This is a genomic window from Gymnodinialimonas sp. JB5-7, assembly GCF_055693405.1.
Genome location: NZ_JBVFUX010000012.1, coordinates 723,679 through 748,819, shown reverse-complemented (window position 1 = coordinate 748,819; position 25,141 = coordinate 723,679). Strand labels below are relative to the sequence as shown.

At 62.1% G+C, this 25,141-nt stretch carries 20 protein-coding genes and 7 pseudogenes; 13 read left to right on the top strand and 14 right to left on the bottom strand.

Annotated elements, in window-relative coordinates:
- The first annotated feature begins 11 nt into the window (after window positions 1-11).
- The 3 genes and pseudogenes from ACZ1HK_RS11895 to ACZ1HK_RS11885 all read left to right on the top strand — a co-directional run bounded on the left by ACZ1HK_RS11895 (window position 12) and on the right by ACZ1HK_RS11885 (window position 3,267).
- Window positions 12-967 (top strand): annotated as a pseudogene (locus tag ACZ1HK_RS11895) (L-malyl-CoA/beta-methylmalyl-CoA lyase).
- A 73-nt stretch (window positions 968-1,040) separates the two neighbouring features.
- On the top strand, window positions 1,041-2,216 hold the full coding sequence (locus ACZ1HK_RS11890) for a LytS/YhcK type 5TM receptor domain-containing protein (protein WP_472628886.1): 1,176 nt from the start codon (window positions 1,041-1,043) through the stop codon (window positions 2,214-2,216).
- Window positions 2,217-2,308: 92 nt separating this feature from the next.
- Window positions 2,309-3,267: pseudogene (locus ACZ1HK_RS11885) on the top strand (acetyl-CoA carboxylase carboxyltransferase subunit alpha).
- On the opposite strand, the gene ACZ1HK_RS11880 reads toward ACZ1HK_RS11885, so the two are convergent.
- The 5 genes and pseudogenes from ACZ1HK_RS11880 to ACZ1HK_RS11860 all read right to left on the bottom strand — a co-directional run bounded on the left by ACZ1HK_RS11880 (window position 3,264) and on the right by ACZ1HK_RS11860 (window position 6,372).
- On the bottom strand, window positions 3,264-3,479 hold the full coding sequence (locus tag ACZ1HK_RS11880; RefSeq protein WP_472628885.1) for a hypothetical protein: 216 nt from the start codon (window positions 3,477-3,479) through the stop codon (window positions 3,264-3,266). The pseudogene ACZ1HK_RS11885 and the gene ACZ1HK_RS11880 sit on opposite strands and share 4 nt — an antisense overlap.
- Window positions 3,476-4,074, bottom strand: a pseudogene (locus tag ACZ1HK_RS11875) (pyridoxamine 5'-phosphate oxidase family protein). Before ACZ1HK_RS11875 ends, ACZ1HK_RS11880 begins: the two are co-directional and overlap by 4 nt.
- Window positions 4,074-4,799: a lysophospholipid acyltransferase family protein gene (locus ACZ1HK_RS11870; protein WP_472628884.1), complete on the bottom strand. Its 726-nt coding sequence runs from the start codon at window positions 4,797-4,799 to the stop codon at window positions 4,074-4,076. The pseudogene ACZ1HK_RS11875 and the gene ACZ1HK_RS11870 overlap by 1 nt, the downstream one beginning before the upstream one ends.
- Window positions 4,796-5,698: a cell division protein FtsX gene (locus ACZ1HK_RS11865; RefSeq protein ID WP_472628883.1), complete on the bottom strand. Its 903-nt coding sequence runs from the start codon at window positions 5,696-5,698 to the stop codon at window positions 4,796-4,798. Before ACZ1HK_RS11865 ends, ACZ1HK_RS11870 begins: the two co-directional genes overlap by 4 nt.
- Entirely contained in the window at window positions 5,695-6,372 is a 678-nt protein-coding gene (locus tag ACZ1HK_RS11860) for a cell division ATP-binding protein FtsE (protein WP_472630826.1), read from the bottom strand. The genes ACZ1HK_RS11865 and ACZ1HK_RS11860 overlap by 4 nt, the downstream gene beginning before the upstream one ends.
- A gap of 246 nt (window positions 6,373-6,618) precedes the next feature.
- Between ACZ1HK_RS11860 and ACZ1HK_RS11855 the strand changes: the two are divergent.
- Both ACZ1HK_RS11855 and ACZ1HK_RS11850 read left to right on the top strand, forming a co-directional pair.
- Window positions 6,619-6,714 (top strand): annotated as a pseudogene (locus tag ACZ1HK_RS11855) (zinc-ribbon domain-containing protein); the annotation flags it as partial.
- A 308-nt stretch (window positions 6,715-7,022) separates the two neighbouring features.
- Window positions 7,023-7,475 carry a hypothetical protein gene (locus ACZ1HK_RS11850; RefSeq protein ID WP_472630928.1) on the top strand — a complete coding sequence of 151 codons (453 nt, stop codon included), beginning with the start codon at window positions 7,023-7,025 and terminating at the stop codon, window positions 7,473-7,475.
- Between the two features lie 7 nt (window positions 7,476-7,482).
- Here ACZ1HK_RS11850 and ACZ1HK_RS11845 read toward each other — a convergent pair whose 3' ends face one another.
- From ACZ1HK_RS11845 to ACZ1HK_RS11835, 3 genes are all read right to left on the bottom strand, one after another.
- A complete protein-coding gene (locus ACZ1HK_RS11845; RefSeq protein ID WP_472628882.1) occupies window positions 7,483-9,843 on the bottom strand; it encodes a DUF4175 domain-containing protein in 2,361 nt (786 codons plus the stop codon).
- A 222-nt stretch (window positions 9,844-10,065) separates the two neighbouring features.
- Window positions 10,066-11,331: a diaminopimelate decarboxylase gene (gene lysA / locus ACZ1HK_RS11840; RefSeq protein ID WP_472628881.1), complete on the bottom strand. Its 1,266-nt coding sequence runs from the start codon at window positions 11,329-11,331 to the stop codon at window positions 10,066-10,068.
- A gap of 182 nt (window positions 11,332-11,513) precedes the next feature.
- Window positions 11,514-11,822, bottom strand: a complete 309-nt coding sequence (locus ACZ1HK_RS11835; RefSeq protein ID WP_472628880.1) for a DUF2834 domain-containing protein — start codon at window positions 11,820-11,822, stop codon at window positions 11,514-11,516.
- Window positions 11,823-12,013: 191 nt separating this feature from the next.
- Between ACZ1HK_RS11835 and ACZ1HK_RS11830 the strand changes: the two genes are divergently transcribed.
- The 3 genes and pseudogenes from ACZ1HK_RS11830 to ACZ1HK_RS11820 all read left to right on the top strand — a co-directional run bounded on the left by ACZ1HK_RS11830 (window position 12,014) and on the right by ACZ1HK_RS11820 (window position 16,211).
- Window positions 12,014-13,663 carry an electron transfer flavoprotein-ubiquinone oxidoreductase gene (locus tag ACZ1HK_RS11830; protein ID WP_472628879.1) on the top strand — a complete coding sequence of 550 codons (1,650 nt, stop codon included), beginning with the start codon at window positions 12,014-12,016 and terminating at the stop codon, window positions 13,661-13,663.
- Between the two features lie 78 nt (window positions 13,664-13,741).
- Entirely contained in the window at window positions 13,742-15,424 is a 1,683-nt protein-coding gene (locus tag ACZ1HK_RS11825) for a tetratricopeptide repeat protein (protein ID WP_472628878.1), read from the top strand.
- A pseudogene (locus ACZ1HK_RS11820) lies at window positions 15,421-16,211 on the top strand (4-(cytidine 5'-diphospho)-2-C-methyl-D-erythritol kinase). The gene ACZ1HK_RS11825 and the pseudogene ACZ1HK_RS11820 overlap by 4 nt, the downstream one beginning before the upstream one ends.
- Here the strand turns inward: ACZ1HK_RS11820 and ACZ1HK_RS11815 are convergent.
- Window positions 16,208-17,221 carry a polyprenyl synthetase family protein gene (locus ACZ1HK_RS11815; RefSeq protein WP_472628876.1) on the bottom strand — a complete coding sequence of 338 codons (1,014 nt, stop codon included), beginning with the start codon at window positions 17,219-17,221 and terminating at the stop codon, window positions 16,208-16,210. The pseudogene ACZ1HK_RS11820 and the gene ACZ1HK_RS11815 overlap by 4 nt on opposite strands.
- 52 nt (window positions 17,222-17,273) lie before the next feature.
- Between ACZ1HK_RS11815 and ACZ1HK_RS11810 the strand changes: the two genes are divergently transcribed.
- The 3 genes from ACZ1HK_RS11810 to ACZ1HK_RS11800 all read left to right on the top strand — a co-directional run bounded on the left by ACZ1HK_RS11810 (window position 17,274) and on the right by ACZ1HK_RS11800 (window position 18,486).
- On the top strand, window positions 17,274-17,489 hold the full coding sequence (locus ACZ1HK_RS11810; protein WP_368477662.1) for a putative signal transducing protein: 216 nt from the start codon (window positions 17,274-17,276) through the stop codon (window positions 17,487-17,489).
- The gene (locus ACZ1HK_RS11805) at window positions 17,486-18,214 is read left to right on the top strand and encodes a tRNA1(Val) (adenine(37)-N6)-methyltransferase (RefSeq protein WP_472628875.1); all 729 of its coding nucleotides are present in this window, start codon (window positions 17,486-17,488) and stop codon (window positions 18,212-18,214) included. The genes ACZ1HK_RS11810 and ACZ1HK_RS11805 overlap by 4 nt, the downstream gene beginning before the upstream one ends.
- A 107-nt stretch (window positions 18,215-18,321) precedes the next feature.
- Window positions 18,322-18,486: a YdcH family protein gene (locus tag ACZ1HK_RS11800; RefSeq protein WP_368476664.1), complete on the top strand. Its 165-nt coding sequence runs from the start codon at window positions 18,322-18,324 to the stop codon at window positions 18,484-18,486.
- Here the strand turns inward: ACZ1HK_RS11800 and ACZ1HK_RS11795 are convergent.
- Window positions 18,455-19,462 carry a LysR substrate-binding domain-containing protein gene (locus ACZ1HK_RS11795; protein ID WP_472628874.1) on the bottom strand — a complete coding sequence of 336 codons (1,008 nt, stop codon included), beginning with the start codon at window positions 19,460-19,462 and terminating at the stop codon, window positions 18,455-18,457. The genes ACZ1HK_RS11800 and ACZ1HK_RS11795 overlap by 32 nt on opposite strands.
- A gap of 323 nt (window positions 19,463-19,785) precedes the next feature.
- Between ACZ1HK_RS11795 and ACZ1HK_RS11790 the strand changes: the two genes are divergently transcribed.
- Complete coding sequence (locus tag ACZ1HK_RS11790; RefSeq protein ID WP_472628873.1) at window positions 19,786-19,926, top strand: hypothetical protein; 141 nt, start codon at window positions 19,786-19,788, stop codon at window positions 19,924-19,926.
- Window positions 19,927-20,104: 178 nt separating this feature from the next.
- Here ACZ1HK_RS11790 and yddG read toward each other — a convergent pair.
- The 4 genes and pseudogenes from yddG to ACZ1HK_RS11770 form a co-directional block, all read right to left on the bottom strand.
- A pseudogene (gene yddG, locus ACZ1HK_RS11785) lies at window positions 20,105-20,996 on the bottom strand (aromatic amino acid exporter YddG).
- Between the two features lie 247 nt (window positions 20,997-21,243).
- A pseudogene (gene phbB / locus ACZ1HK_RS11780) lies at window positions 21,244-21,967 on the bottom strand (acetoacetyl-CoA reductase).
- Between the two features lie 93 nt (window positions 21,968-22,060).
- A complete protein-coding gene (locus ACZ1HK_RS11775) occupies window positions 22,061-23,236 on the bottom strand; it encodes an acetyl-CoA C-acetyltransferase (protein ID WP_472628872.1) in 1,176 nt (391 codons plus the stop codon).
- Between the two features lie 170 nt (window positions 23,237-23,406).
- Window positions 23,407-24,237: an EAL domain-containing protein gene (locus ACZ1HK_RS11770; RefSeq protein WP_472628871.1), complete on the bottom strand. Its 831-nt coding sequence runs from the start codon at window positions 24,235-24,237 to the stop codon at window positions 23,407-23,409.
- A gap of 105 nt (window positions 24,238-24,342) precedes the next feature.
- Here ACZ1HK_RS11770 and ACZ1HK_RS11765 point away from each other — a divergent pair, with 105 nt between their 5' ends.
- Entirely contained in the window at window positions 24,343-24,927 is a 585-nt protein-coding gene (locus tag ACZ1HK_RS11765; protein WP_472628870.1) for a DNA-3-methyladenine glycosylase I, read from the top strand.
- The last annotated feature ends 214 nt before the right edge of the window (window positions 24,928-25,141 follow it).

The following is a 25,141-nucleotide window of genomic DNA, read 5'->3' as shown; positions in this document are numbered from 1 at the left end:
GAGGTCCGCCCATGAGCTTTCGCCTGCAACCAGCCCCTGTTGCCCGTCCTAACCGTTGCCAGTTGTTCGGCCCCGGCTCGAACACCAAGCTCTTTGCCAAGATGGCAGCCTCCGACGCGGACGTGATCAACCTCGATCTCGAAGACTCGGTCGCGCCGTCCGACAAGGATCAGGCGCGTGCCAATATTATTGATGCGATTCAAACGGTTGATTGGGGCAACAAGACCCTTTCCGTGCGGATCAACGGCCTTGATACGCCCTATTGGTACCGCGATGTTGTTGAGCTGCTGGAGGCGGATACACCCCGCCTCGATATCATCATGATCCCGAAAGTGGGGTGTGCATCGGACATTTACGCGGTCGACGCCTTGGTCACCGCCATTGAGACCGCGAAAGGGCGCACCAAGCCGATCGGGTTCGAGGTCATCATCGAAAGCGCCGCCGGCATCGCCCATGTGGAAGAGATCGCAGCAGCGTCCCCCGGATGCAAGCCATGAGCCTCGGCGCTGCCGATTTCGCGGCGTCAATGGGCATGCAAACAACGGGCATCGGCGGCACGCAAGAAGCCTATTACATGCTGCATGAGGGCCAAAAGCATTGGTCCGACCCCTGGCATTGGGCACAGACAGCCATCGTTGCGGCATGCCGCACCCATGGGGTGTTGCCGGTCGACGGACCGTTTGGCGACTTCTCCGACGATGAAGGCTACCGCGCCCAGGCGAAGCGATCGGCCACTCTGGGCATGGTGGGCAAGTGGGCGATCCATCCAAAGCAAATTGCCCTTGCAAATGAGGTGTTTACGCCCTCCGAGCAAGCGGTCACGGAAGCGCGTGAAATCCTCGCCGCGATGGAACAGGCGAAGGCTGACGGGTCCGGTGCCACAGTCTACAAGGGCCGTTTGGTTGACATCGCGTCGATAAAACAGGCCGAAGTTATCGTAAAACAATCCGAAATGCTCGCTGGCTGATTTCGCGAATTAACAGGTCCTAAACTCAGCCGCCCTAAGGCTTGCCCAAAGGTCTGGGCACTTAGGGGGCAATATGAATTTTCCGATCCTGATGGACATGGTTGCCGCTTTGGCAGTCACGGCCTTGCTTGCTGAAAGCTATGGGGCCGTGCGTCGGCGCATAACCGGTAATTCCGTTGCGCCCGTCGTTCTGGGCGTAATGTTTGGGGCAATGTCGGCTTTGCAAATGCATACGCCGATCGAGCCTTTTGACGGGCTGATCATCGACCTTAGAAACATCCCTGTCGCCCTGGCTGGCGCTTTTCTGGGCTGGCGTGGCCTGGTGCCGTGTCTGCTGATCGCCATGGCCGTCCGGTTCGAGATTGGTGGTGTTGGCATGGTTTCGGGCCTGTGGGCCATGGTCATCGCGGGCCTGGCGGGCATGATCTGGTGTCGCAAACTCGCAGGCCTGCCGAAACGCAACTTCGCGATGCTTTTGCTGCTCGCCCTTGCAATGTCGACGCATCTGCTCGGCGCCTTGGCTCTGCCACGCGATCTGGCCGTATGGTTTTATACCTCCGCGGCAGGCCCGATCCTGATCATGAACCTGATCACCGTTCCCCTTATCGGCGCGTTGCTGGAGCGTGAAAATCGCCGCATTTTGGCAGAGGAAGCGAATGCAGACATTCGTGCGCGACACCCACATGCCGGATTCCTCAGCGGACATACCTTGGTGCGCGAAATCACCAACTCGTTCGCGGCACATCCCTTGGGCGCCCTGTCCGGCCTCCTTGTTATTGAACCTGACCGGTCTGTTTGGCGGAGTCTGTTCGCCCGCAGCGCAAAGTCGAATTTGCCGGAAGTCGAAGCGAAGGTCTTTGCAAATGATCTGACGCATTGGCAGCTTGCCGGCCGCTCTGCCGATGGAAAGATCATCATCCCCATAACGCAGCAAGAATGTGAGATCGTACATCGGTTGCGCTCCACAGTCCGTGCATTGCTTTCAGATCATGCGCTTGATGGGCAAACACCCCTGTACTGGGACGTGTCCGGGATCGAAGCCAATGATCCTTCGGATTTCCTCAAACTGGTGGAACGTGCCGCGCTGACCTCTCAACCAGATTGGGTCGGACGCACAAAAGCCCTGCGCAGTGCGTTGCTTAATCCCAAGGGGCCGACCCATGTACGCCGCTCAACGCTTTTCAATCCCGATGAGCATGAGGCGCTTTTTGCAAAAGCGAACTTCTTGATTGAGCGTGGCCGCAGCTGATCATGCCTTACAGCAATCGCGCGGGCTGAGTTGCATCCCGCCCGCGCCCCAGCCATATACATTGCGTCAAGAACCGAGCAGTGAGTGCCGCAATGAACTATCTGGACTTCGAAAAGCCGTTGGCCGAGATCGAGGGCAAAGCGGAAGAGCTGCGCGCCATGGCCCGCCGCGAAGAAGGCATGGACGTTGAAGAGCAGGCTGCAGCACTCGACAAGAAAGCCGCCGATATGCTGCGCGATCTCTACCGGGATCTGACGCCTTGGCGGAAATGCCAGATTGCCCGCCATCCTGACCGGCCCCATTGCCGCGACTATATCGAGACCTTGTTCACCGAATATACCCCGTTGGCGGGCGACCGGAACTTTGCCGACGACCACGCTGTCATGGGCGGGCTCGCACGGTTCGATGACAGGCCAGTTGTCGTGATCGGCCACGAAAAAGGCCATGACACGAAGACCCGGATCGAGCGGAATTTCGGAATGGCGCGCCCGGAAGGCTACCGCAAAGCGGTCCGCCTGATGGATCTTGCCGACCGCTTCAATCTGCCGGTGATCAGCCTTGTCGACACACCCGGCGCCTATCCCGGCAAAGGCGCGGAGGAGCGGGGCCAGTCCGAGGCCATTGCACGCTCAACCGAAAAATGCCTACAGATCGGCGTTCCCTTGATCTCGGTCATCATCGGCGAAGGTGGATCCGGCGGCGCCGTCGCGTTCGCAACAGCCGACAAGCTGGCCATGCTGGAGCATTCCATCTACTCGGTCATCAGCCCGGAAGGCTGCGCCTCCATCCTTTGGAAAGACGCCGAAAAGATGCGCGAGGCCGCAGAAGCCCTGCGTCTGACGGCGCAGGACCTGAACAAGCTTGGCGTCTGTGACCACATTATTGGTGAGCCTCTGGGGGCGCGCAGCGCGACAAGCCCGCCACGATTGCGGCCGTCGGCAAAGCGATTTCCGGTCTGTTGGCAGACCTGGGCACGCCCGCGCGGGACGAGGTGATCGCGAACCGCCGCCGCAAATTCCTGGATCTCGGGTCAAAAGGTCTGGCGGCCTAACGACGCACGAACACCATCCCGGCAAACGCCATTACGGCTGCGCCGACCAACGCACAACCTGTCAGAACCATGACGCTGACCGCGTCCGAGCATTGCTCGGCCCCGGGACAGCCGCGGTCGCGCCAGTCCGTGATCGCCGCAAAAAACACGAACCCCGCTACGGTCCCCATAAGGACGGCAAGTGTGAACAGGATGTACCCAAGCGCTCTCACCACATACGGTCCTTGGCATAGTCCGCATAGCCACTGTCATAGGCTGCGCCGTCGAAATCGGCATCGACGGCCTTCACAAAATCCCCCGGCGTAGGAAGCCCTTCGGAATCGTCGCGGGACCAAAGCCCCGAGCGCATCAGCGCCTTGGCACATTGGAAGTAAACCTCTTCCGTTTTGATCACGATTACGGTCTTTGGATGCTTGCCGCGCTGCTCAAACGCCTCTGTTGCCTGCGGATCATCGGTAAGGAACGCAGAGCCATTAACCCGCACCACATTGTTGCAGCCCGGAACCATGAACATCAGCGACACGCGCGGATCACGCACGATATTGCGCAGATTGTCGATGCGGTTGTTCCCCGCCAATCCGGCAGCCAGATGGTTCGGTCATCTACCAATTTCACCACCGGGCCTGCGTCCCCACGCGGGCTGGCATCCGTCCCCTCAGGTCCGACAGTCGATAGGACGACAAAGCGCGAGGCATCAATCCAGCGCTGATAAAGCGGGGTCACACCTGTCATTACCTTGGTGAGAGAGGCTGGCACCGGTGTCCCGTATAACTCCGCGAGCGCGTCCAGATCGGTGATTTTCCGCATCATGCGCTCCGTTCAAAGCCAGCTTCATCCAGAAGCAAATCGCTCGCGGTCTCAATCTCGGACTCGAGCCGTTCCATGAAGGAAGCGGTATCCAGACCGGACTCGATCCGCGGCAGAAACTCCACAACGGCCACACCTTTTTTGCGCAAAATGCCGTGACGGGGCCAGAAGACACCGACATTGGCAGCAACAGGAACGCAGGGCTGGCCAAGCTGTTCATACAAGGCTGCCGTGCCGACCTTGTACGGCACAGATACGCCCGGTGCCACGCGCGTGCCTTGCGGGTAGATGATCAACTGCCCGCCTTGCTGTTTGCCGGATTTCACGTCGTGCAACATCTTCTTGATCGCGGCACCTCGCTTGCCCCGGTTCACGGGGACACATCCGATGCGCAAGGCATATTGCCCAAGAAGAGGCGAGAACATGAGCTGCTTCTTCATGATGAATTTGCCGCGCGGCACGGCGTTATAGATCATCATGATGTCCAGAAAGCTCTGGTGCTTTGCGGCGATCATCACTTCATCGGTCGGTGGCGTCCCGCGCACTTCCGTCTTCAGGCCGACCATCCACCCAAGCGTCCAGAATACCCAGCGGCAAAAGGTATGGCAGGCGGCATGAGCGCCCGAAGCGCTGAGCAGCGCATAGGGAAAGAACGCAACCGACAGAACCAACATGGCGACATACATCTGGACGATGTGCAGCAGGGAGCGGAGCCATTGGATCATTGAAGGCTCCTTAGCGTGCGGAAGGCAGCGATGCGCGTTGCGGCAAACGCGGTGGCCCCGGCCAACGGCGGGATGATCAGCGGCCAGAACCAGCCAGCGCCCGAGAAGCTGAGGCCGGTCAAAATGGCAGCGGTGTCGCGGGCAGAAGGCAGTATGGCCACGGCAAGCAGACCTACAATCACACCAAGGGCAGCACCGGTCAAAGCGCGGATCGTAAAGCGCCGCACAAAGGCGCGGGCGATATAGCTGTCGCGGGCACCGACAAGGCGCAGCACGCGGATCACCTGCTCGTTCGCGCTAAGCGCAGACTGCGCGGCCAGTGTCACCATCGCGCCCGTAGCCCCGAGAATGAGCACAAGAGCAAGCCACCCCAGCACGCGAAGCCGCCCGGCCGCCTCTGCCAGAGGGCGTCGCCACCGGTCATGATCGTCCAGAACAGCGCCGGGGGCTTCGGCGGCCAGTCGTTGCCGCAACCCATCGGCGTCATAGCCGTCGGCGGTTTCCGTGATTTCGATCAACCGAGGCACGGGCAGGTCGTCCAGTGGCAGGTCCGGCCCGAACCAGGGCGCAAGAAGCGCCTGCTGGTCTTCATCGCTCAACGCACGGGCGCTTTCGACACCGGGCGTCTGCTCCAGCACGGTCAGGACAGCCCAGGTCTGTGCCTCCATCTCGGCGGGCGGGGCGGAGATGCGGATGGTCGAGGATTGTGCCAATGCGTCCGACCAGCGATCGGCCAATCGGCCTGCGGCCATCGACAAAGCCATGGCGAACACCGCAAGGAAGGCCATGGCCGCCGAGGTTGCAAAGGTCAGGCGCGCGGATTGCCCGCTACGAGGCACAACCCGGTCGGCACCGCGATCACCGCGAACAAGGGCCAGCAGATCACTTCGAAGGCTCATAGGTCCGCCCCCGCCGCTGTGATCTGACCGCCTTGAATGCGCAACACGCGGGCCTGCACGCGCTGTTTGGCGGCGCGGATCAGGGCAAGGTCGTGGGTTGCGATGACCACGGTTTTGCCAAGTTTGTTCAATTCGATCAGCAAGTTGAGAAGTCGCAGTGACATATCCCAATCGACGTTGCCGGTCGGCTCGTCGGCCAGGATCAAGTCCGGGTCCATGATGATGGCGCGGGCCAGTGCGGCCCTCTGCCGTTCGCCCCCCGACAGTTCAGGTGGCAAAGCCTCGGCCCGCGCGGTCAAGCCAACCCAGCCGACCAGTTCATTTAGGTTGGACTCCTGCGCCATGCCGCCCTTGCCCGTCACAGGAAGCGGCAAGGCGATGTTTTCGGACACCGAAAGGTGGTCCAGAAATTTGCAATCCTGATGGACCACGCCGATCTTTTGGCGGATGTCCGCGATCCCGTCGCGGCTGAGGCCAGTAGCCGTGTGCCCGAACAGGGTGATATTGCCGCCCGTCGGCAGCAATTCCGCGTAGCAAAGCTTCAGAAAGGTGGTCTTCCCCGCCCCCGATGGGCCCGTCAGAAAATGGAAGGATCCCGGTGGCAGTTGCAGCGACAATTCGGAAAGCAGCGGCTCTGCTCCGTAGCCATAGGCTGCGTCCTGCATCTCGATCATCTGGCCCCGCGCCCCCGCGCCATTCTTGTTGCCCCTGTCTTGCACTCTTGGCGGCGCACTTGCAATCGCGTGACGTAATCGCGCCGCTGATCTGACACGCAGATGCAACGGCCAAATGGTTGAGATCATGCAGGGATTGGAAACAGTCACGGGGATTGTTAATCTTTGGCAAATACAAGCAGTCGGCCCCATGTCGTCGGAGCCGTCGCGGCCGGTTTTTTGGCCTAGCCACGAGAGCAGTGAACCATGCGGCTGACGTGCCCCAATTGCAGTGCCCGATACGAAGTCGATGAAAGCATGATCCCGCCCGGCGGGCGCGATGTGCAATGCTCAAACTGCTCGACCACTTGGTTCCAGCCGGGTCCACGGGTCGTGGCGCCTGATCCCGAACCTGAGCCCGAAGCACCGTCGCCTGCGCAGGAGGTGCCGCCGCAGCCCCTGAGCCTGATCCCGAGCCGCAACTTGAAGAGATTGCGGTCGAGGGTCCAAGTGGCGCCCCCGGCGAGGAACCCGGTGAGGGAACACCCGAACGCCCGGCCCGCCGCCAGATTGACGCGGGCGTTGCCGACATCCTCCGCGAAGAGGCCGAGCGTGAAGCCCGCCTGCGGCGCGGCGATGCGCAGCCCGACCCCGTTGAAACCCAGTCCGAGATGCCGCTGGAAAGCGAAGAGGCTGAGGCGCGGTCGCGTCGCTTGGCCGATCTGGAAGAGGCCGAGGATGCGTTCGAAGCGGAAGACCTGGCCGTTTCTGGTGTGGCAGCCGCTGCTGCGTCGCGAAGTGAGCTTTTGCCGGACATCGAAGAGATCAATTCGACTTTGCGCGCTACCGGCGACCGGAGCGAGTCCGAGGAAGATGCCAGCGACGTCGATACCATCGTCGAAAGCGCAAAGCGCCGGGGGCAGGTCCGACGCGGCTTCTTTCTGATCCTGCTCCTCGCGGTGATCGGAGTGGGCGTGTACGTCTACGCCGACCAGATCGCGGCCGCTGTGCCGCAACTCGCGTCCGTGTTGGAAAGCTACGTCGGCGCGGTGAATTCTGCGCGTTTCTGGCTGGACGATTTGGCGCGCTCGATTGCGGGCGGGGCCACCGGATCAGGCGAATGATACCGTTTCAGAACTGATCAAGCAGTCTACGCAGATAATCCAATTCGATCTCAGGCCGGCCCTGTTCGGCTGCGCGGTCGCGCAGCAGGTCAAGTAACTCCCTCGCGCGTCGCCGGGCCTCTTCACCACCGATGCTGCCTTCCTCGTCCGATCCGAACGCACCATTGTTGCCGGCCTGACGCCCCAGCGGGTCCTGAAGTGGGCGGCTTTCGGCCATATTGCCTTCGGCTTGACCCTGGCCGGGCTCGGCCCCCTGTTCCTGGGCAAGCGCTTCGCCCAACTGTGTCATGCCTTCGCGGATCGCTTCCATGGCCTCAGATTGCAGATCCAACGCTTCTGCAATGTCACCGCGTTCCAGAGCCTCGGCGGCCTCTTCCATCGCGCGGCCCGCACCGTCCAATTGATCAAGGGCTTCGTCTCCGGCTTCGGTTCCGGTGCCGGGGAGGCGACGCGCCTGTTCCTCAAGCTGTCGGCGCAATTCTTCCTGGCGCTCGGCAAGCGAGCCTCCACCTTGCTCATTCTCCCCACCCTGGCCCTGGCCGGGATTTTCACCGTCCTGCCCTTGCTGGTTGCCTTGCGGGGCTTGGCCTTGCTGTTCGCTTTGCTGGCCCGGGCGGTTGGGATTGAACTGATCCTGAAGCTCCTGGAAGCTGTCGTCGCTCAGGCCCTGCTGGCCACGAAGCGTATCCTGCAACCCTTCCATCGCCTGCTGACCGGGCGTTTGCGGGCCATCGCCGCCGCCTTCGCCTTGGGTGATTTCCATATTCTCTAGAAGTTCCTGCAACTGCTGCAACAGCTCCATCGCTTCGGCCATGCGGCCTTCTTCCATCAGCTCCTGAATGCGCTCCAGCATGGCGTCGAGATCGGCTGAGGACATCTCCATGCGCTCACCGTCACCCTGATCAGGCTGATCGGTGTCATCGCCGAACTCGGTATTGTCGGCCAATTCCTGCATGTAATCGTCCATTGCCTCGCGCATTTCCTGCATCAGCTCGGCGATTTCTTCCTCGCTGGCCCCTTGGCGCATGGCCTCTTCGAGGCGTTCCTGAGCACGGCGCAGACGGTCGAGGGCGGAGGCGAGATCGCCGAATTCCAGCTCAAGCGCGGCTTCCCAAAGGATTTCGGCCACATCTTCCTGCACTTCGAGCGAAACAAGGTCGATGGCGCTTTCCAGCCGCTGAATGGCGGATCGCAGCGAAAGGTAGACGCCTTCTGGCAATCCCGGTTCGGGGAGATGCGTCATGGCGCGCAGTAGGCGGGCAGACCGGCCGGCATTGTCGCGATTCCAGAGGATATCGCGGCGCAATTCGATCAAGGCGTTGGCCATCGGGTCGAAGAACCGCTGGCCCGGCAGGCGGTCGACATCATAGCTGACCGTGGCGATCTGCCCGGCATCGTCATTCACCGTGAGTGTCAGGGTGATAGGCAGGTTCGCGAAGGGATGTTGGCTTAGATCTTCAAGCACGACCTCGGTGAATTCGTCACGGTTGCCACGGAAGGGCATCGGCAGATCCAGAACGACCGGCTCCCGCGGTTCGGGATCCAGCGCAAGCCCGTAACGGCGATCGACTGCGTTCAGGTTCAGACGGATCGTCGCCGTGCCAGAGCGAACGCCGTAATCATCTGACGCCGTGAAACTGAACTCCAACGCGCCGGGCGGTTCGCCTTCAACCTCGCCTTCCAGCGCAACGGTTGGTGGCTGATCCGGGCGGACGATGACACGCCATTCGCGGCCCCCGGGTCCGTCAACAGCCAGCGTACCGCCTTGTTCCATAACGATAGTTTGGGCATAGGCCTCGGGATCGAGGTCAGGCATCTGGCCGATATCGGTGCGCAGCGTGATGTCGCCGGGCGCGCCATAGGCGCGGAACGTGATTTCGGAACCAAGCGGCGCCTCAAACTGATCGGCAGTGATGTCGTTGAGGTAGAGAGAGGGCAGACCGGTGTAGAGCGGCGGTTCAACCCAGCCTTCCCAGCTTGGGCCGGAAGATGCGGTCGCGGCGCCCGCGCCAAGCGGAACTTCGCCCACGTCGCCCACACGGCTGAACGCGCCGAACATCAGCGCCATCGCAATTGCGGTCGCGCCGATATAGCGCAGAGCGTAGGGGTCGCGGTTGGACAGGCGCAGATCAGGCTCGGGCGCGCGGGCGGATGCGGCGCGGTCGGCCATGCGGCGGACATGGGCCGCCCAGACGGAGCGGCTGGCCGGATCATCGCCGCCCACGGCGGGTGTATCCATCAGGGTCGTGATCGGGCGTCCGGGCATGGTGCTGTCGAGCCGCACCAGCGCCTCATCCCGGGTTGGATGGCGATAGTGGCGAACGCCATAGGCCAAAAAGCCCAACAAAACCAAAGCCGTAATTCCCAAAGCAGGCCAGCCCCAGCTTGGGGAAGCAAGCTGCCCGCGCCAAAAGCAGCTGCAGCCAACAGGACAAACAGCAGGGTCCAGACCGGCCAGAATGACCTCACCAAACGCTCCGCAACCATACCCAACCGGGTCAGGCGGAGCGGCCAGATCAGGCGCTGAAAGGCAGAGGTTTTGGGATCGCGCTCGGTCATATTCCCTTTTCCGGGCTGCGCCCTGCGGGCGTCAGGCCCATATGGGAATAGTATCGCGGTTTATCATGTCGTCAAACGATGGACGTGCGCGGATGACGGCGAATTGATCACCGTTCACCATAACCTCCGGAATAAGCGGGCGCGAGTTGTATTCGCTGCTCATCACCGCGCCATATGCGCCAGCGGAACGGAAGGCGATCAGGTCGTTTTCCTTCAATTCCGGGAGGTTGCGCTGTTTGGCGAAGGTGTCACCGCTTTCGCAGACGGGGCCGACAATGTCGTAGGGGGTCTGTTCCGCGCCCGGCGCAGGCTCCGTTACCGGTACGATATCGTGCCAGGCGCCGTACATGGCGGGGCGGATCAGGTCGTTCATTGCGGCATCGAGGATCAGAAAATCCCTGCCTTCTCCGTGCTTTACGTAGATTGTGGAGGCTACGAGAAGCCCTGCATTGCCTGAGATCAGGCGGCCCGGTTCGATCTCGATCTCGCAGCCGAGATCACCCACGGTGCGGCGGACGACCTCGCCATATTCCAGTGGCAAGGGAGGGGCCGTATTGGAGCGCTCATAGGGAATCCCAAGCCCGCCGCCGAGGTCGAGGCGGGTGATTTCGTGGCCATCCGCGCGTAAGGCATGAGTCAGTTCAGCCACTTTTTTATAAGCGATTTCATAGGGTTCAAGGTCGGTTAGCTGGCTGCCGATATGGACGTCGATGCCGATGACCTTGAGGCCGGGCAGGGCGGCGGCGCGGGCATAAACCTCGCGCGCGCGGGCGATGGGGATGCCGAACTTGTCTTCCTTGCGGCCCGTGCTGATTTTTTCGTGCGTTTTCGCGTCCACATCCGGGTTTACACGGATGGTGATGGGGGCAATTTTTCCCATACTATCAGCGACTTGGCTGAGGCGCTCCATCTCAGGCTCAGATTCGACGTTGAATTGACGGATGCCGCCTTCCAGCGCCATGCGCATCTCGTCATGGGTTTTGCCGACGCCGGAAAAGACGATCTTATCGCCTGGAACGCCCGCTGCCTTCGCGCGCAAATATTCCCCGCCGGAGACCACATCCATGCCCGCACCGAGCGCGGCCATATGCGCGATAACCGCCTGATTTGAATTGCTTTTCATGGCGTAGCAGATCAGATGACCCATGCCTGAAAGCGCCTCGGTAAACACGTCGAAATGGCGGGTCAGGGTGGCGGTGGAATAGACGTAGAACGGTGTGCCGACCTGCGCCGCGATGTCGGGCAGTGGCACATCTTCGGCGTGAAGAATGCCGTTCCGGTAAAGAAAGTGGTCCATCTACAGCCATCCTTCAGACTTGTTCGGCGCGCTCGTAACACCGTTTTCAGGTCGGTCAAACCCTGACCATCTGGTCACAGTTGCGTCCATCTGGTCACTTTTTTCGCGAAAAATGCGTCCATCTGGTCACATTTAATGCGCGTTTCTGGGCGCTCTGCGAACTCTGACCATTTGGTTGCATCTCAGGCGCTGCGACGCGCCACCAGAAACAACGCCAAGGGCAGGCCTGCTGAGACGCCGACGCCGAAGGTCGCCGGGACCACCAGCAGGAACCACCAATCGCGATGGCGGATCAGTTCAACGATGGTCCAGACCACCAGAACCATGGCCGCGATGGTGAGGTCCCATGTGATGCCCGTCGTCGCCTCGTTCACGTACCAGGCGTCGATCATCGGGCCGAGGTCCCAGCCGTTCTGCTCGAACCAGCGGTAGAAATGGACCCATGGGTAGAGGCCGATCAGGAAGAGGGCGAAGTAGAGAATGCGCAGCATTTGGGAGAACTCCTTTGAAGCGCGACATAGCGGCACTTGCCCCTAAGACCAGACGCGTCAAATCGTCAGACCACGTGCTTGTGCCACTGCGTCATAATTGACGTTAAGGGCAGCGGCGCGCTAGGCCCATGCAAATGCCATTTCCGGGCCGGTTGGGACGGCCTGATGACAGCTTGAGAGGGACTAAAGGGATGTCCGAGATCGAACGCGAAAGCATGGAATACGATGTGGTCATCGTGGGCGCGGGGCCTGCGGGGCTGAGCGCGGCCATTCGGCTGAAGCAGTTGGACGCCGATCTGAACGTTGTGGTCCTTGAAAAGGGCTCGGAAGTGGGCGCGCATATCCTTTCGGGCGCGGTGCTGGACCCTGTGGGTTTGGACACGCTGATCCCTGATTGGAAGGAAAAGGGTGCGCCGCTGAATGTGCCGGTGAAGGACGACAAGTTCTACATGCTGGGTGAGGCGGGTGGTGTGCGCATCCCCAACTTCCCGATGCCGCCGCTGATGAACAACCACGGCAATTATATCGTGTCGATGGGCAATGTCTGCCGCTGGATGGCGGAGCAGGCGGAAGAGCTGGGCGTTGAGATTTTCCCGGGCATGGCCTGTTCCGAGCTCGTCTACGGCGAGAACGGGGAAGTGAAGGGCGTTGTGGCCGGTGTCTTTGGGTTGGAAGAAGATGGTTCCATCGGCGAGAACACCGAGCCGGGCATGGAGTTGCACGGCAAGTACGTGTTCCTGAGTGAAGGCGTACGGGGGTCGCTGTCGAAGGAAGTGATCGCGAAGTTCGAGTTGGACAAGGATGCCGAGCCGCAGAAATACGGCATCGGGATCAAGGAAATCTGGGAAATCGACCCCGACAAGCACCGCGAAGGCACGGTGTTCCACTCGCTGGGTTGGCCGCTTGGCAAAAATGCGCAGGGCGGATCGTTCGTTTATCACGCCGAGAACAACCAGATCTTCATCGGTTTGGTGACGGCGCTGGGCTACAAGAACCCGCATCTGTCGCCTTACATGGAATTCCAGCGGTTCAAGCATCACCCGATGATTGCGGAGTTGCTGGAAGGCGGGAAACGCGTGGCTTACGGCGCGCGGGCGATCACGCAGGGTGGCTATCAGTCGATGCCCAAGGCGTGTTTCCCCGGTGGGGCGCTGTTGGGCTGCTCGGTCGGGCTGGTGAACGTGCCGCGGATCAAGGGCAACCATAACGCGATGCTGTCGGGCATTGCGGCGGCCGAGGCCGCGTTTGCCGCGATTGGTGAAGGGCGTGCCAGCGACGAGTTGGTCGAATACAACACCGAGCTGCGTGAAGGGCCGGTGGGCCGCGACCTCTACAAGGTGCGCAACGTGAAGCCGTTCCAATCGAACGGTGGTGTCTTGAGCGCGCTGGGTCTGGGCGGGTTCGATATGTGGACGAATACGATTGGCTTTTCGATCTTCGGGACGAAGGGTCATGGCAAGTCCGATGCGGATGCCACAATGAAGGCCGCGCGCTGGAACCCGATCGAATATCCCAAGCCCGATGGCAAGCTGAGCTTCGACCGGCTGACGAATGTGGCCTATTCCTTCACGAACCATGAAGAAAGCCAGCCTGCGCATCTGAAGCTGAAGGACCCGAGCATTCCGATTGCAGTGAACCTGCCTGAATATGCGGAGCCCGCGCAGCGCTATTGCCCGGCGGGCGTTTACGAGGTGGTTGAGGAGGAGGGCAAAGACCCGTGCTTCCAGATCAACTTCCAGAACTGCGTGCACTGCAAGACCTGTGACATCAAGGATCCGAGCCAGAATATCGTCTGGACGGTCCCGCAGGGTGGCGACGGGCCGAATTACCCTAACATGTAAGTGACCTGCGATTGCCCTTCCCATGGGCGCGGCCTAGTCTTCCGACCAAAGCCGCGCCTTACCGGGAGAGCATTCGCCATGGCCTTCAAATTTTCCTTGTCCGTTCTCGCCTTAGTGGCGGGGCTTGCGGGGCCGGTTTCAGCGGATGGGCTGGCCGGGTCGTACCTTGCTGCGCGCTCGGCGGCGATTTCGGGCAACCATGAGGAAGCGGCGCGGTATTTTGACCGCGCGCTGGAGCTTGATCCGGGCAATCCCTTCCTGATTTCCAACGCGGTCTTTGCCCATGCGTCCCTCGCGGAGTGGGAGCGTGCCGCCGAAGTGGCCACGGCTTTGCCTGCCGATGCGGATGGGCAGGAATTGGTGGAGCTGGTCCGGTTCGTGCGCCATGTCGCGTTGGACGAGTTGCCTGAGGCGGTCGCAATGATCGAGGCCGGGGATGGGCCGGGGCCGTTGGCCGATGATCTGGCGCGCGCTTGGCTGACCTTTGGCCAGGGCGACATGTCCGGTGCGGTGGAGCGGTTTGAGGCCCTTGCCAGCGAGCGGGGGCTTGAGGAATTGGCGGCCCTGCATCTGGCGCTGGCCCGCGCGGCGGTTGGTGATTTTGAGGCGGCCCATGCGATCCTGTCCGGCGAGACAGGCGTGCAGATCACCAATACCGAGCGGGTGGTGCGCGCGCGGGCGCAGATCATGGTGCAGCTTGGGCTGCGGGGTGAAGCGTTGGACCTGCTGGACGGCTACACGCAGGCCGTGCCGGACCCCGGTTTGCTGGCGCTGCAGGCCGAAATCGGCAGTGGGGCCGAGACGCCCTATGACTTCGTGATCACTGCACAGGACGGCGTGGCAGAGGTGTTCTTTACGGTGGCGCAGCTGTTGTCCGGTGATCGCAACCGGACGCTGCCGTTGCTGATGACACAGTCAGCGCGTGGGATTGACCCAACGCATACCGATGCCGCCCTGTTGGCGGGTGAGTTGATGGCCGAGGATGGCCAGCACGCTTTGGCCGCGTCGACCTTGGCTTCGGTTCCGGAAGACGATCCGAACTACATCGAAGCACAGATGGGGCGGGCCAATGCGCTGGAGGAGTTGGGCCGGAGCGAGGAGGCGATCGGCACGTTGACCGCGCTTGTTGAGGCGCGGCCGGAACTGGCATCCTTGCAGGCTGCCTATGGCGATATCCTGCGGCGCAATGAGCGGTTTGAGGAGGCCATCGCGGCCTATTCAGCCGTGCTCGACCTCGTGGACGCGGACCTGCCGCGTTATTGGTTCATCCACTATGCGCGGGCGATCTGCTATCATCAGCTGGATGATTGGCCCCCGGCAGAGGCCGATTTTCGCCGTGCGTTGGAGTTGAACCCCGAACAGCCCAACGTCCTGAATTACCTTGGCTATTCCCTGGTGGAGCAGCGCCGGAACTTTGATGAGGCCCTCGATATGATTCAGCGTGCCGTCGCGGCGCGCCCGGAAAGCGGGTTCATCGTGGATAGCCTTGGTTGGGTTTATTACCGCCTGGGCCGGTTCGACGATGCCGTGGCGCCGATGGAGCGCGCTGTAGAACTAGAGCCGAACGACTGGATCCTCAACGACCATCTGGGGGATGTCTACTGGATGGTGGGCCGCCACCGTGAGGCGGAGTTCCAATGGCACCGTGCGCTGAGTTTCGACCCCGATGATGAGGTTGAAGCCGAGCGCATCCGGCGCAAGCTGGAAGTCGGCTTGGATGTTGTACTCGAAGAGGAAGGTGGCGTGGGCGAAAGCCAGTGAGGCTGCTGGCGCCTGCGAAGGTCAACCTCGCGTTGCACGTTGTTGGGCGGCGCGGGGATGGGCTGCATTTGCTCGACTCGCTGGTTGTCTTTGCCGGGGTCGGCGACCGGGTGGAGGTTGAGCCGACCGAGCATATGCGCCTGCGCGTGAAGGGGCCACGTGCCGAGGGCGTGCCAATTGACGCGCGCAACATCGCGTGGCGGGCGGCGGAATGGGTCGGCCAGCCAGCGGATATTCTTATAGAAAAACATCTGCCCCATGCGGCGGGCATTGGCGGCGGATCTGCGGATGCGGCTGCGGTGATCCGCGCGCTTGGTGGCGTGGCTGACGGCAGCGAAGTGCTTGGCGCGGATGTGCCGGTGTGCGTGCAGGGGCGGCCCATGCGGATGCAGGGGATTGGCGAGGTTCTGGAAGAGGTGCCGCCTTTGCCGCCGATGTGGATCGTACTGGCCAATCCGGGCGTCGAGGTTCCGACCGAATCGGTCTTTGGGGCGATGAGGCGGGTGGACAATGCGCCGCTGGATGCGCCTGAATGGCACGATTTCGACAGCTTTATCAGGTGGTTGTCCCAAGCGCGGAACGATATGCAGGGACCCGCCGAGGCGATGCAACCTGTCATCGGCGACGTACTGAGCCGTCTGGGAGGCGCGCGGGGATGTGCGTTGGCGCGGATGAGCGGATCCGGCGCGACCTGCTTTGGGCTGTTTGAAACGGAATCCGACGCGCGGGGGCTGCGGCATCGCTGCCGGAGGCATGGTGGGCCGAGGCGGCGGAGGTTCTGGCCTAGTTCAAGCGCGCCACAACGTAATCGGCCAAATCCCCCAGCATCTCGCGGATTGGATCGTCTGGCAGGTCAGCGAGGGCGGCCTTGGCCTGCGCCACATGTGCGTTTGCGGCGTCGCGGGTTTGGGCGAGGGTGCCGTGCAGCGTGAGCAGGCGCAGCGCCTCTTCCAGATCACCGTCGCGCTGGTCGCCTTTGGCGATTGTGCGGGACCAGAAGGCACGTTGGTCGGCATTGGCGGCGGCGATGGCGCGGATCACCGGCAGGGTCAGCTTTCGTTCGCGGAAATCGTCGCCGATATTCTTGTCGAGCGTTTCGCGGCTTGCGGCATCGACGCCGCCCCAATCGAGAAGGTCGTCCGCCATCTGGAAGGCCACGCCGAGGCCGTCGCCATAGGCGGCGAGCGCTTTGACGATTTTTTCGTTGCTGTCGGAGATCACACCGCCAACCTCACAAGCGGCCTCGAACAAGGCGGCGGTCTTGCCGCGGATGACTTGTAGATATGTCGCTTCACTCGTGTCGATGTTCATGGCCGCGGAGAGTTGCAGGACTTCGCCCTCGGCAATCGTGGCGGCGGCGTTGGACAGGATGGACAGAACGCGGAGGGAGCCCGGTTCGACCATCAACTGAAAGGCGCGCGCAAAGAGGTAGTCGCCGACTAGAACGCTCGATTTGTTGTCCCACAGCAGATTGGCTGTGGGCCGACCGCGCCGCTTTTCGCTTTCGTCGACGACATCGTCGTGCAGAAGCGTCGCGGTGTGGATGAACTCGACCGTTGCAGCCAGCTTGATGTGGTCCTCGCCCGTGTAGCCGCAGAGCCGGGCGCAGGCGAGGGTGAGCATGGGACGGACGCGTTTGCCGCCCGCCTCAACCAGATGGGCCGTGACCTCGGGGATGCGGGGGGCATGTTCGGAGGCCATACGGTCGCGGATCAGCGCGTTCACGCCATCGAGGTCATCGGCCAACAGCGCGCTGAGGCGTTCATGCGGCTTGGCGGCGGCGTGATCGAGGCTCATATGCCTTATCCCCTGTCTCGACATCCCGGCGGCGGCTGCTTACCTGTCGGATATGCTTGAAATTCTGCGCAGCAACGACCCGACCGTGATCGCCTTCGCCTCGGCGCTTCTATCCGGCGAGGATATAGAGGTGTTCGAGATGGACGTCCATATGAGCGCCCTGGAAGGCAGCATCGGCATATTGCCGCGCCGTCTGCTGGTGCGGCGCGAGGATGCGTTCACGGCGCGCGCCACGCTGCGCGACAATGACCTGCCGGTGAGTGAGTGACGGGTGCGCTGACGCAAGACGGATTTCTGGGCGGCCGTGTGCAGGCATGGCAACCCAAGGACGGATACCGCGCGGCGACGGACCCGGTGTTCCTGGCGGCGGCCTGCCCGGCGCAGGCGGGGGAGCATGTGCTGGAGCTGGGGTGCGGGGCCGGGGTTGCGGCGTTGTGCCTGGCGGCGCGGGTTGAGTGCCACGTGACCGGGGTGGAACGGCAGGCATTCTATGCGGATCTGGCCCGACGAAACGGGGTGGACGTTGTGGAGGCGGATTTGACCGCGCTGCCAGCGGAGTTGCGGCAGAGGTCGTTTGACCATGTGATTGCAAACCCGCCCTATCTGGCAGCCGGGGCCGGGACGGCGGCGGAAGATGCCGGGCGCGAGGGCGCGTTTCGGGAAGGCACGCCGTTGGCAGAATGGTGCGCGGTGGCGCGTGCGCGGCTGAGGCCCGGCGGGTGGCTGACGATGATCCATTTGGCGGAGCGTTTGCCGGATGTTTTGGCCGGGCTGGGCGGGTTCGGATCGGTTGCGGTCTTGCCGCTGGCTGCGCGAGAGGGGCGTGCTGCAGGGCGTGTTCTGGTGCGGGCGCGGAAAGGTGGGCGCGGGGCGTTTCGCCTGTGTGCGCCAATTCTTATACATGAAGGCGTCGAGCATCTGCGCGATGGGGATGACTATTCCGCAACAGCGCGCGCCGTCCTGCGCGACGGGGCGCCGTTAACATTCGATTAACCCATTTAATGCCAAGCTTTTTATCGGACGGCCTCGTCGGACGTGACATGGAGCCTGTTTTGTGCTGCACTTTCGACGTTCACATTCCACAACGAGAGGAGACTCATATGTCGCTAGGCGCCCATCTTCAGGAACTCAAGAAGAAGCACGCCACCCTCTCGGCCAAGGTCGAGGAAAGCCAGCGGAGCCCTGCCACGGATGATCTGATCATTCGCGAGCTGAAGAAAGAGAAACTCCGCCTCAAGGAAGAAATCGCGCGGCTCGACAGCTGATGCGGTGACGCTGGCCGGGGAAGGCCGCGTTATTCGGCAACCTCGGCTGCGTCCACGAAAGACATACCTTCCTGATAGGTCTTGAGCGCCGCTGTGTGCGTTTCAAGAAAATCGAGGAATGCGCGCACTTGCGGGCGATGCTCGGACCCTTCCGGGCAGACGAAGCGATACTGCGCCTCGGTCCGGAGACCGATCTTGTAGGGGGCGACAAGCCGCCCTTCGCGCAGATCGCCTTCGGCCAGTGAAATGCGACCCAGAACAACCCCACCCCCGCAATCGCGGCGTCGAGCGCGTGATCGGCCTGACTGAAGCGTGTGCCTGACGCGAAGCGCGGTGGCAGGCCTGCGGCGCGGAACCACGCGGCCCAATCGAAGGCGGGCTTGAAGCCTGCGGTGTCATCCTGATGCAAAAGCGGCGCGCGGGCGAGGTCGGAGGGGTCTGGGTATTGTCCGGCCAGGGCCGGGCTCATCATCGGGGTGAGCCATTCGTCGATGATCTTGCGAGAAAACAGCCCCTCCTCCTCCCGCGGGAAGCCGAAGCGGATGGCGACGTCGACGTCGTCACGGGTAAAATCCATGATCCGAAGGGTGGCCGAGAAGCGCAGCTCAATGCCCGGATGTTCTTCCGCGAAGGGGAAGAGGCGCGGGGCGAGCCATTTGGCGGTGAAGGCGGGGCCAGCGGTCACAGTCAGCGTGGACTGATCCACGGTGCGCCGCGCCGCGCGCCATGCGGCCGAGAGCGCGGTGAAGCCGTCGGCGGCCCCCGGGGCCAGAGCGCGGCCTGCATCCGTCAGTTCAACCGCACGGTTCATGCGGCGAAACAAGGGTGCCTCCAAGTGCTCTTCCAGTGACTTGATCTGGAAGGACAGGGCGGCGGGGGTCACGTTTAGCTCGGCCGCCGCTTTGGAAAAGCTCATATGGCGGGCGGCGGCATCAAACGCACGAAGGGCGGTGAGGGGAGGGAGACGATCAGACATTTCACTTAAGTATTCCTTATCTGAGGTGAGGGAAAGTCTCGTTTGTGAAAAATCACCATTGGCCCCAAATAGGGTTCAACAGCAATCAAGACGAATGAGGTTCCCGATGTTCTTCGACAACACAACCAACCCCGCCGCCCGCAATGCCATCGCCCGCGCCCATGCTGAGCGTGGCAAGATCCTGGGCGAAGTTTGGGGCTTTTTGACCGGCCGCCGCTGACCGCAGCACAGCGGGATGCAGGGTTGCGCAGAACGCAATTCTGTAGCCGCAAAAAGTACCTATGTTCTGGTGCATACGCTAAATCCGCTGAAAGAGGTGCATCATGTACGAGTTTTACTGTGACCCCAAATTCCAGGCCGTTGTTGCAGAAGCACGGGCTGCGCGCCGCGCCTATATCAGCGCAGTCTGGACGCGCGTCACGCGCCGTTCGGCAGACACATCTTCGCGCGTTGCGCTGGGCTGATACCAGCTATTCCAAAATGGCAATTGGGTGATCTGGCGCTTGGGTGTAAGGGGCAGGTCTGCTGCCATTTGAACTCAGGATCAGAAAAGGTCGATTAAAATGCTCTTTACCAATCTGCGCCGCATCTCGGCAATGGTCGCCAATCGCCGCGCCGTTGAGGCCCGCGACATGGCGCGTCTTATGGGCTATCTCGGCGCGTTGCGCTGAGTTTGCGCTGAACTCGGGCTGAGCCATATGCGGCCAGCCCCGCGCCGCCCGCGATCAGGGCGGCGGCAAGAAGAAGTGTGAGGGAGGCCGCGGCCACCCCCACGATGACAAGGATCAGGGTCGACAGAAGCGGGGCTGCGTAGCTTGCGACGCCCAAAAGCTGAATGTCCCCTGCCTTGACCCCCACATCCCAGACGTAAAAAGCGAGCCCGACGGGGCCTAGGCCAAGCGCCAGAACCGCACCCCATCCGAGTGCGCCTGAGGGCCATTGGGTTTGTTCCAGCATCAGATGCAGCGGGACAGACAGGAGGGCTGTCAGGATGCAGAACACCGCCACGCTGTCGGTTGGCACTGCGCCGAAGGAGCGGGACAGGACGGAATAACCTGACCAGGTGAGCGCGCAGAGGCCTGCGAGGATCAGGCCGGTGCCGCCCGTAAAGCCATCGGCATCGGGCGCGATCAGGAGGACCGCGCCAGCGAAGGCGACAATGGCGCCGAGGATATGGAGGAGGCCCAGTCGTTCGCCGGGCAAGAGGCCGGAGAAGAGCACGATAAAGAGCGGCCAGAGATAGGCGATGAGGCTGGCCTCAGCCGGGGGGCGAGGCGCAGGGCGCTGAAATAGAGCGCGTGGTAGCCGAAGAGGCCGAGAGTGCCGAGGACATAGACGTGCAGCGGAACCGTGCGCAGGCGGGACCAGCCGTTTGTGGCGGTCACCCAGATTAGGCCAATCGTGCCGCCGACGGCGAAGGTCATGGCGTTCAACTGGAAGGGGGGACCGGGGCCGTGCCGATGGTGAAAAGTGCGAGGAGCGCCCAAAGCAGGACGGCGATGAAGCCGATGGATGTGGCGGTGCGGCGAGTCATGGCACAGCGTTAGGGGCTTTGGAGGCATTGCAAAAGCCCTGTCGGAGGCGAACGGCCCACCCGCCCGCCCCCGTCCGCCTCCGACAGGGCGCGCGTGGCCCGAGTTGGGCTTTTTATTGGACGGTGTGCTGTTGGGCGACTGGCAGGTGCCTCCGGCGGGCATTTTCATGGAACAAAGATGGGGTGGGCGCAAAAAAAGGCCCCCATCAGGATCGCGGGGGCCTTTGGGTTCGTGTGGCTTTGCAGGTCAGACGAAGAATTGCGCGCCGTTGGCGGAGATCGTCGAGCCGTTGATGAAGCCGCTATCGTCGGAGGCGAGGAAACAGACGCAGCGCGCGATTTCTTCCGGTTCGCCCAGGCGGCCTGCGGGGATCTGGCCGATGATCGATCTCGCGCACCTTCTCGGGCACGGCCATGACCATTTCGGTTGCGATATAGCCGGGGCAGATCGCGTTGGCGGTGATGCCGGCGCGCGCGCCTTCCTGGGCCAGGGATTTCACGATCCCGAGGTCGCCTGCTTTGGTGGCGGCGTAGTTGACCTGGGCGAACTGGCCCTTCTGACCGTTGATCGAAGAGATCACGATGATGCGGCCGAATTTGCGTTCGCGCATGCCGGGCCAGATCGGGTGCACGGTGTTGAAGACGCCGGTGAGGTTGGTGTCGATGACCTGGTGCCATTGCTCAGGGGTCATTTTGTGGAACGGCGCGTCGCGGGTGATGCCCGCGTTGGCAACGACCACTTCGATCGGGCCGAGGTCCGCTTCGACCTGTTCGATGCCCGCTTTGGAGCTGTCGTAGTCGGCCACGTTCCATTTGTAGGTCTTGATGCCGGTCTCTGCCGTGAACTTGGCGGCGGCTTCGTCATTGCCGGCGTAGGTGGCGGCGACCGTGTAGCCTTCGGCCTGCAGGGCCTTGGAAATGGCTTCGCCGATTCCGCGGCTGCCGCCGGTGACCAGTGCGACTCGTCCCATGTCTGTCTCTCCTTTTGGGTGTTCTTGAAATCTTGTTAGCGAAATAGAAACGGCTGCGCAATTATCTTGCGCAGCCGTTTCGTGTTCATCCGATCAGTCGCGCTCGACGCAGAGGGCGACGCCCATGCCGCCGCCGATGCAGAGCGTGGCGAGGCCCTTCTTGGCGTCGCGGCGCTGCATTTCGAACAGAAGCGTGTTGAGGACGCGGCAGCCGGAGGCGCCGATCGGGTGGCCGATGGCGATGGCGCCGCCGTTCACGTTCACGATGGCTGGATCCCAGCCCATGTCCTTGTTCACGGCGCAGGCCTGGGCGGCGAAGGCTTCGTTGGCTTCCACGAGGTCGAGGTCTTCAACTTTCCAGCCTGCCTTGTCGAGGGCTTTACGCGAGGCGTAGATCGGGCCCACGCCCATGATCGACGGGTCGAGGCCGGCGGTCGCGTAGGAGGCGATGCGGGCGAGCGGCTGGATGCCGCGTTTCTCGGCATCGTCGGCGGACATCAGCAGTGTCGCGGCTGCACCGTCGTTGAGGCCGGACGCGTTCGCGGCAGTCACCGAGCCATCCTTGGTGAAGGCGGGGCGCAGTTTCTGCATCGCGTCCATCGTGGCGCCGTGGCGGATATATTCATCGTTCTCGACGATAATGTCGCCCTTGCGGTTCGGCACAGTCACGGCGGTGATCTCGTCGGCGAATTTGCCCGCCTTTTGGGCGGCTTCCGCCTTGTTCTGCGAGGCGACGGCGAATTCGTCCTGCTGTTCGCGGGAGATTTGCCATTGCTGCGCCACGTTCTCGGCGGTCTGGCCCATGTGGTAGCCGTTGAACGCATCCCACAGGCCATCGCGGATCATGGTGTCGATATACTTCATATCGCCCATCTTCTGACCGGCGCGGAGTGCAGCTGCGTGGGGGGACATGGACATGTTTTCCTGACCACCGGCGACGACGATGGCGGCGTCACCCAACTGGATGTGCTGAGCGCCGAGGGCCACGGCGCGCAGGCCGGAGCCGCAGACCTGGTTGATGCCCCAAGCGGCGGCTTCCTGCGGAAGACCTGCGTTGATGTGGGCCTGGCGCGCGGGGTTCTGGCCCTGGGCGGCGGTGAGAACTTGTCCAAGAATGGTTTCAGACACCTCGGCCTTGTCGATGCCGGCGCGGTCGACCACCGCTTCGATCACGGTCTTGCCGAGGTCGTGGGCGGGGGTGTTGGCGAAAGAGCCGAGGAAGCTACCGACCGGTGTGCGAGCGGCGGAGGCGATGACGACATTGGTCATATTGAGGTGTCCTTTCCTGTCCGGGCCGGGGCAGTGCGTGAAGGTCCGGCCACATGCTTATGCTGCGGTGCGTCATAAGGGTCAGGGGTGGGGGTGGGCAACCGACACAGTGTCTCAGGCAATATTATAAGGGCGGATATGCGCCGATTGCAGGGCTGGGTGCCAGATGGTCAGGCGGATTTTGCCATGACGGACCCGGTGAGGTCAGGCAATCGCATCGAGGGTGCGCCGTAGTAATAGCCTTGCAGGCAATCCACGCCGGCCCGTGCCAGCCATGCGGCATCGGCCGCACTCTCCACAGCTTCGGAGACCACGAGCATGTCGAAATGGCGGGCCAGCGAAATGAGCGCTTCTGTAAGAACCTGATTGTCAGGGTCTTGCGCCACGTTGCGGGAAAACTGGCCGTCGATCTTCAGGATGTCGAAGTAGAAGGTCTTGAAATAGCGGAAGGCCGTGTACCCGGCACCGAAATCATCGAGGGCGAAGGTGATGCCTTTGTCCTGGAGATCTTCCATAAAAATGGCGACAATCTCCGGCATGATCATGACCGAGCTTTCGGTGATCTCAAGGATCAGGCGTTCAACGATGGTGGGATGGTCCGCAAGATAGCTGCGCAGGGTTTTCATCCACCGGGGATAGCCTACTGAGCGGGCAGACATGTTGATGGACAGCCGAAGCGTTGGATGGGCTTTAAGCGCCTCTAGCCCGATCTTGAGGGCCGTGCAGTCAATCTGTCGGCCAATATCGGTGTCCTCAACCGCGCCCATGAAATCGCGGGCCGGGATCACGCGGCCGGTTTCATCCAGCACGCGAATAAGCCCTTCGAAAAACGCAATGCCTTTGCCGTCGGCGCGCATGATGGGTTGATAGGCCAGCCGCGCATCACCCCGTGCCAATGCCTGTTCAACCATCGCCAGGGTGCCACGGTCGCGCTGTGAGAGTGCAGCGTCCAGCGGGCTTTCCATGCCGGGTTCTACCAGTTCAACACGGTTGTCGGGCATTATCCCACTCCGAAAGAATCTCACGATCGTCTTTGCAGTTGTGACTGGCTGCCCCTTAAAGAAGGGTGAAAATCGGTATTCGCGGAAAATGCAGGGAAAGTGGCGATGGCGGAATTGGCGGGTGCGCGGTGCGATTGGTGCGGGACGGCGCCGGACTACGTCGCTTATCACGACACGGAATGGGGCGTGCCGGAATATGACAGCCGGGCCTTGTGGGAGAAGCTGATCCTTGACGGGTTTCAGGCAGGATTGGCCTGGATCACCATCTTGCGCAAGCGCGACGCCTTTCGGGCCGCGTTCGAGGGGTTTGATCCCAATGTTATCGCCACCTGGGGGGAGCGGGATGTCGAGCGGCTGTTGCGCGACGCGGGCATTGTGCGCCATCGCGGCAAGATTGAAGCGGCGATTGGCAACGCCAAAGCGTGGCAGGCGATGGAGGCGCGGGGCGGGTTCGATGCCTTTGTGTGGGACTATTTTGACGGCAAGCCGCTGCGCAACACGTTTCGGACGATGGACGAGGTGCCGCCAAAAACGCCGCTGTCCGAGCGCATGTCGAAGGATTTGAAGAAGGCCGGCTTCCGGTTTTGCGGGCCTACAATTGTCTATGCCTGGTTGGAGGCGACCGGCGTGGTGAACGACCATCTGGTTGGCTGTTTTCGCCATGAGGAGGTGGCGCGACTGGCGCGTTAAAGCACTTTGCGTTTTATCTGAGGCCCTCTTATCGCGTTCCGCGTTCGCACCATCGGCGCGTGACAGCGGGTTGCGATTCAAATCAAACGCAAAGTGATCTCGGGACGGTGAGACGCTCGGCTCACGCCTTCGCCCCTCCCGCCGTCCCGTATGGGGGGCTCTGCCCCCTGTCCTGACGGACTTCCCCGAGGTATTTGCGAAACAAGGAACGCAT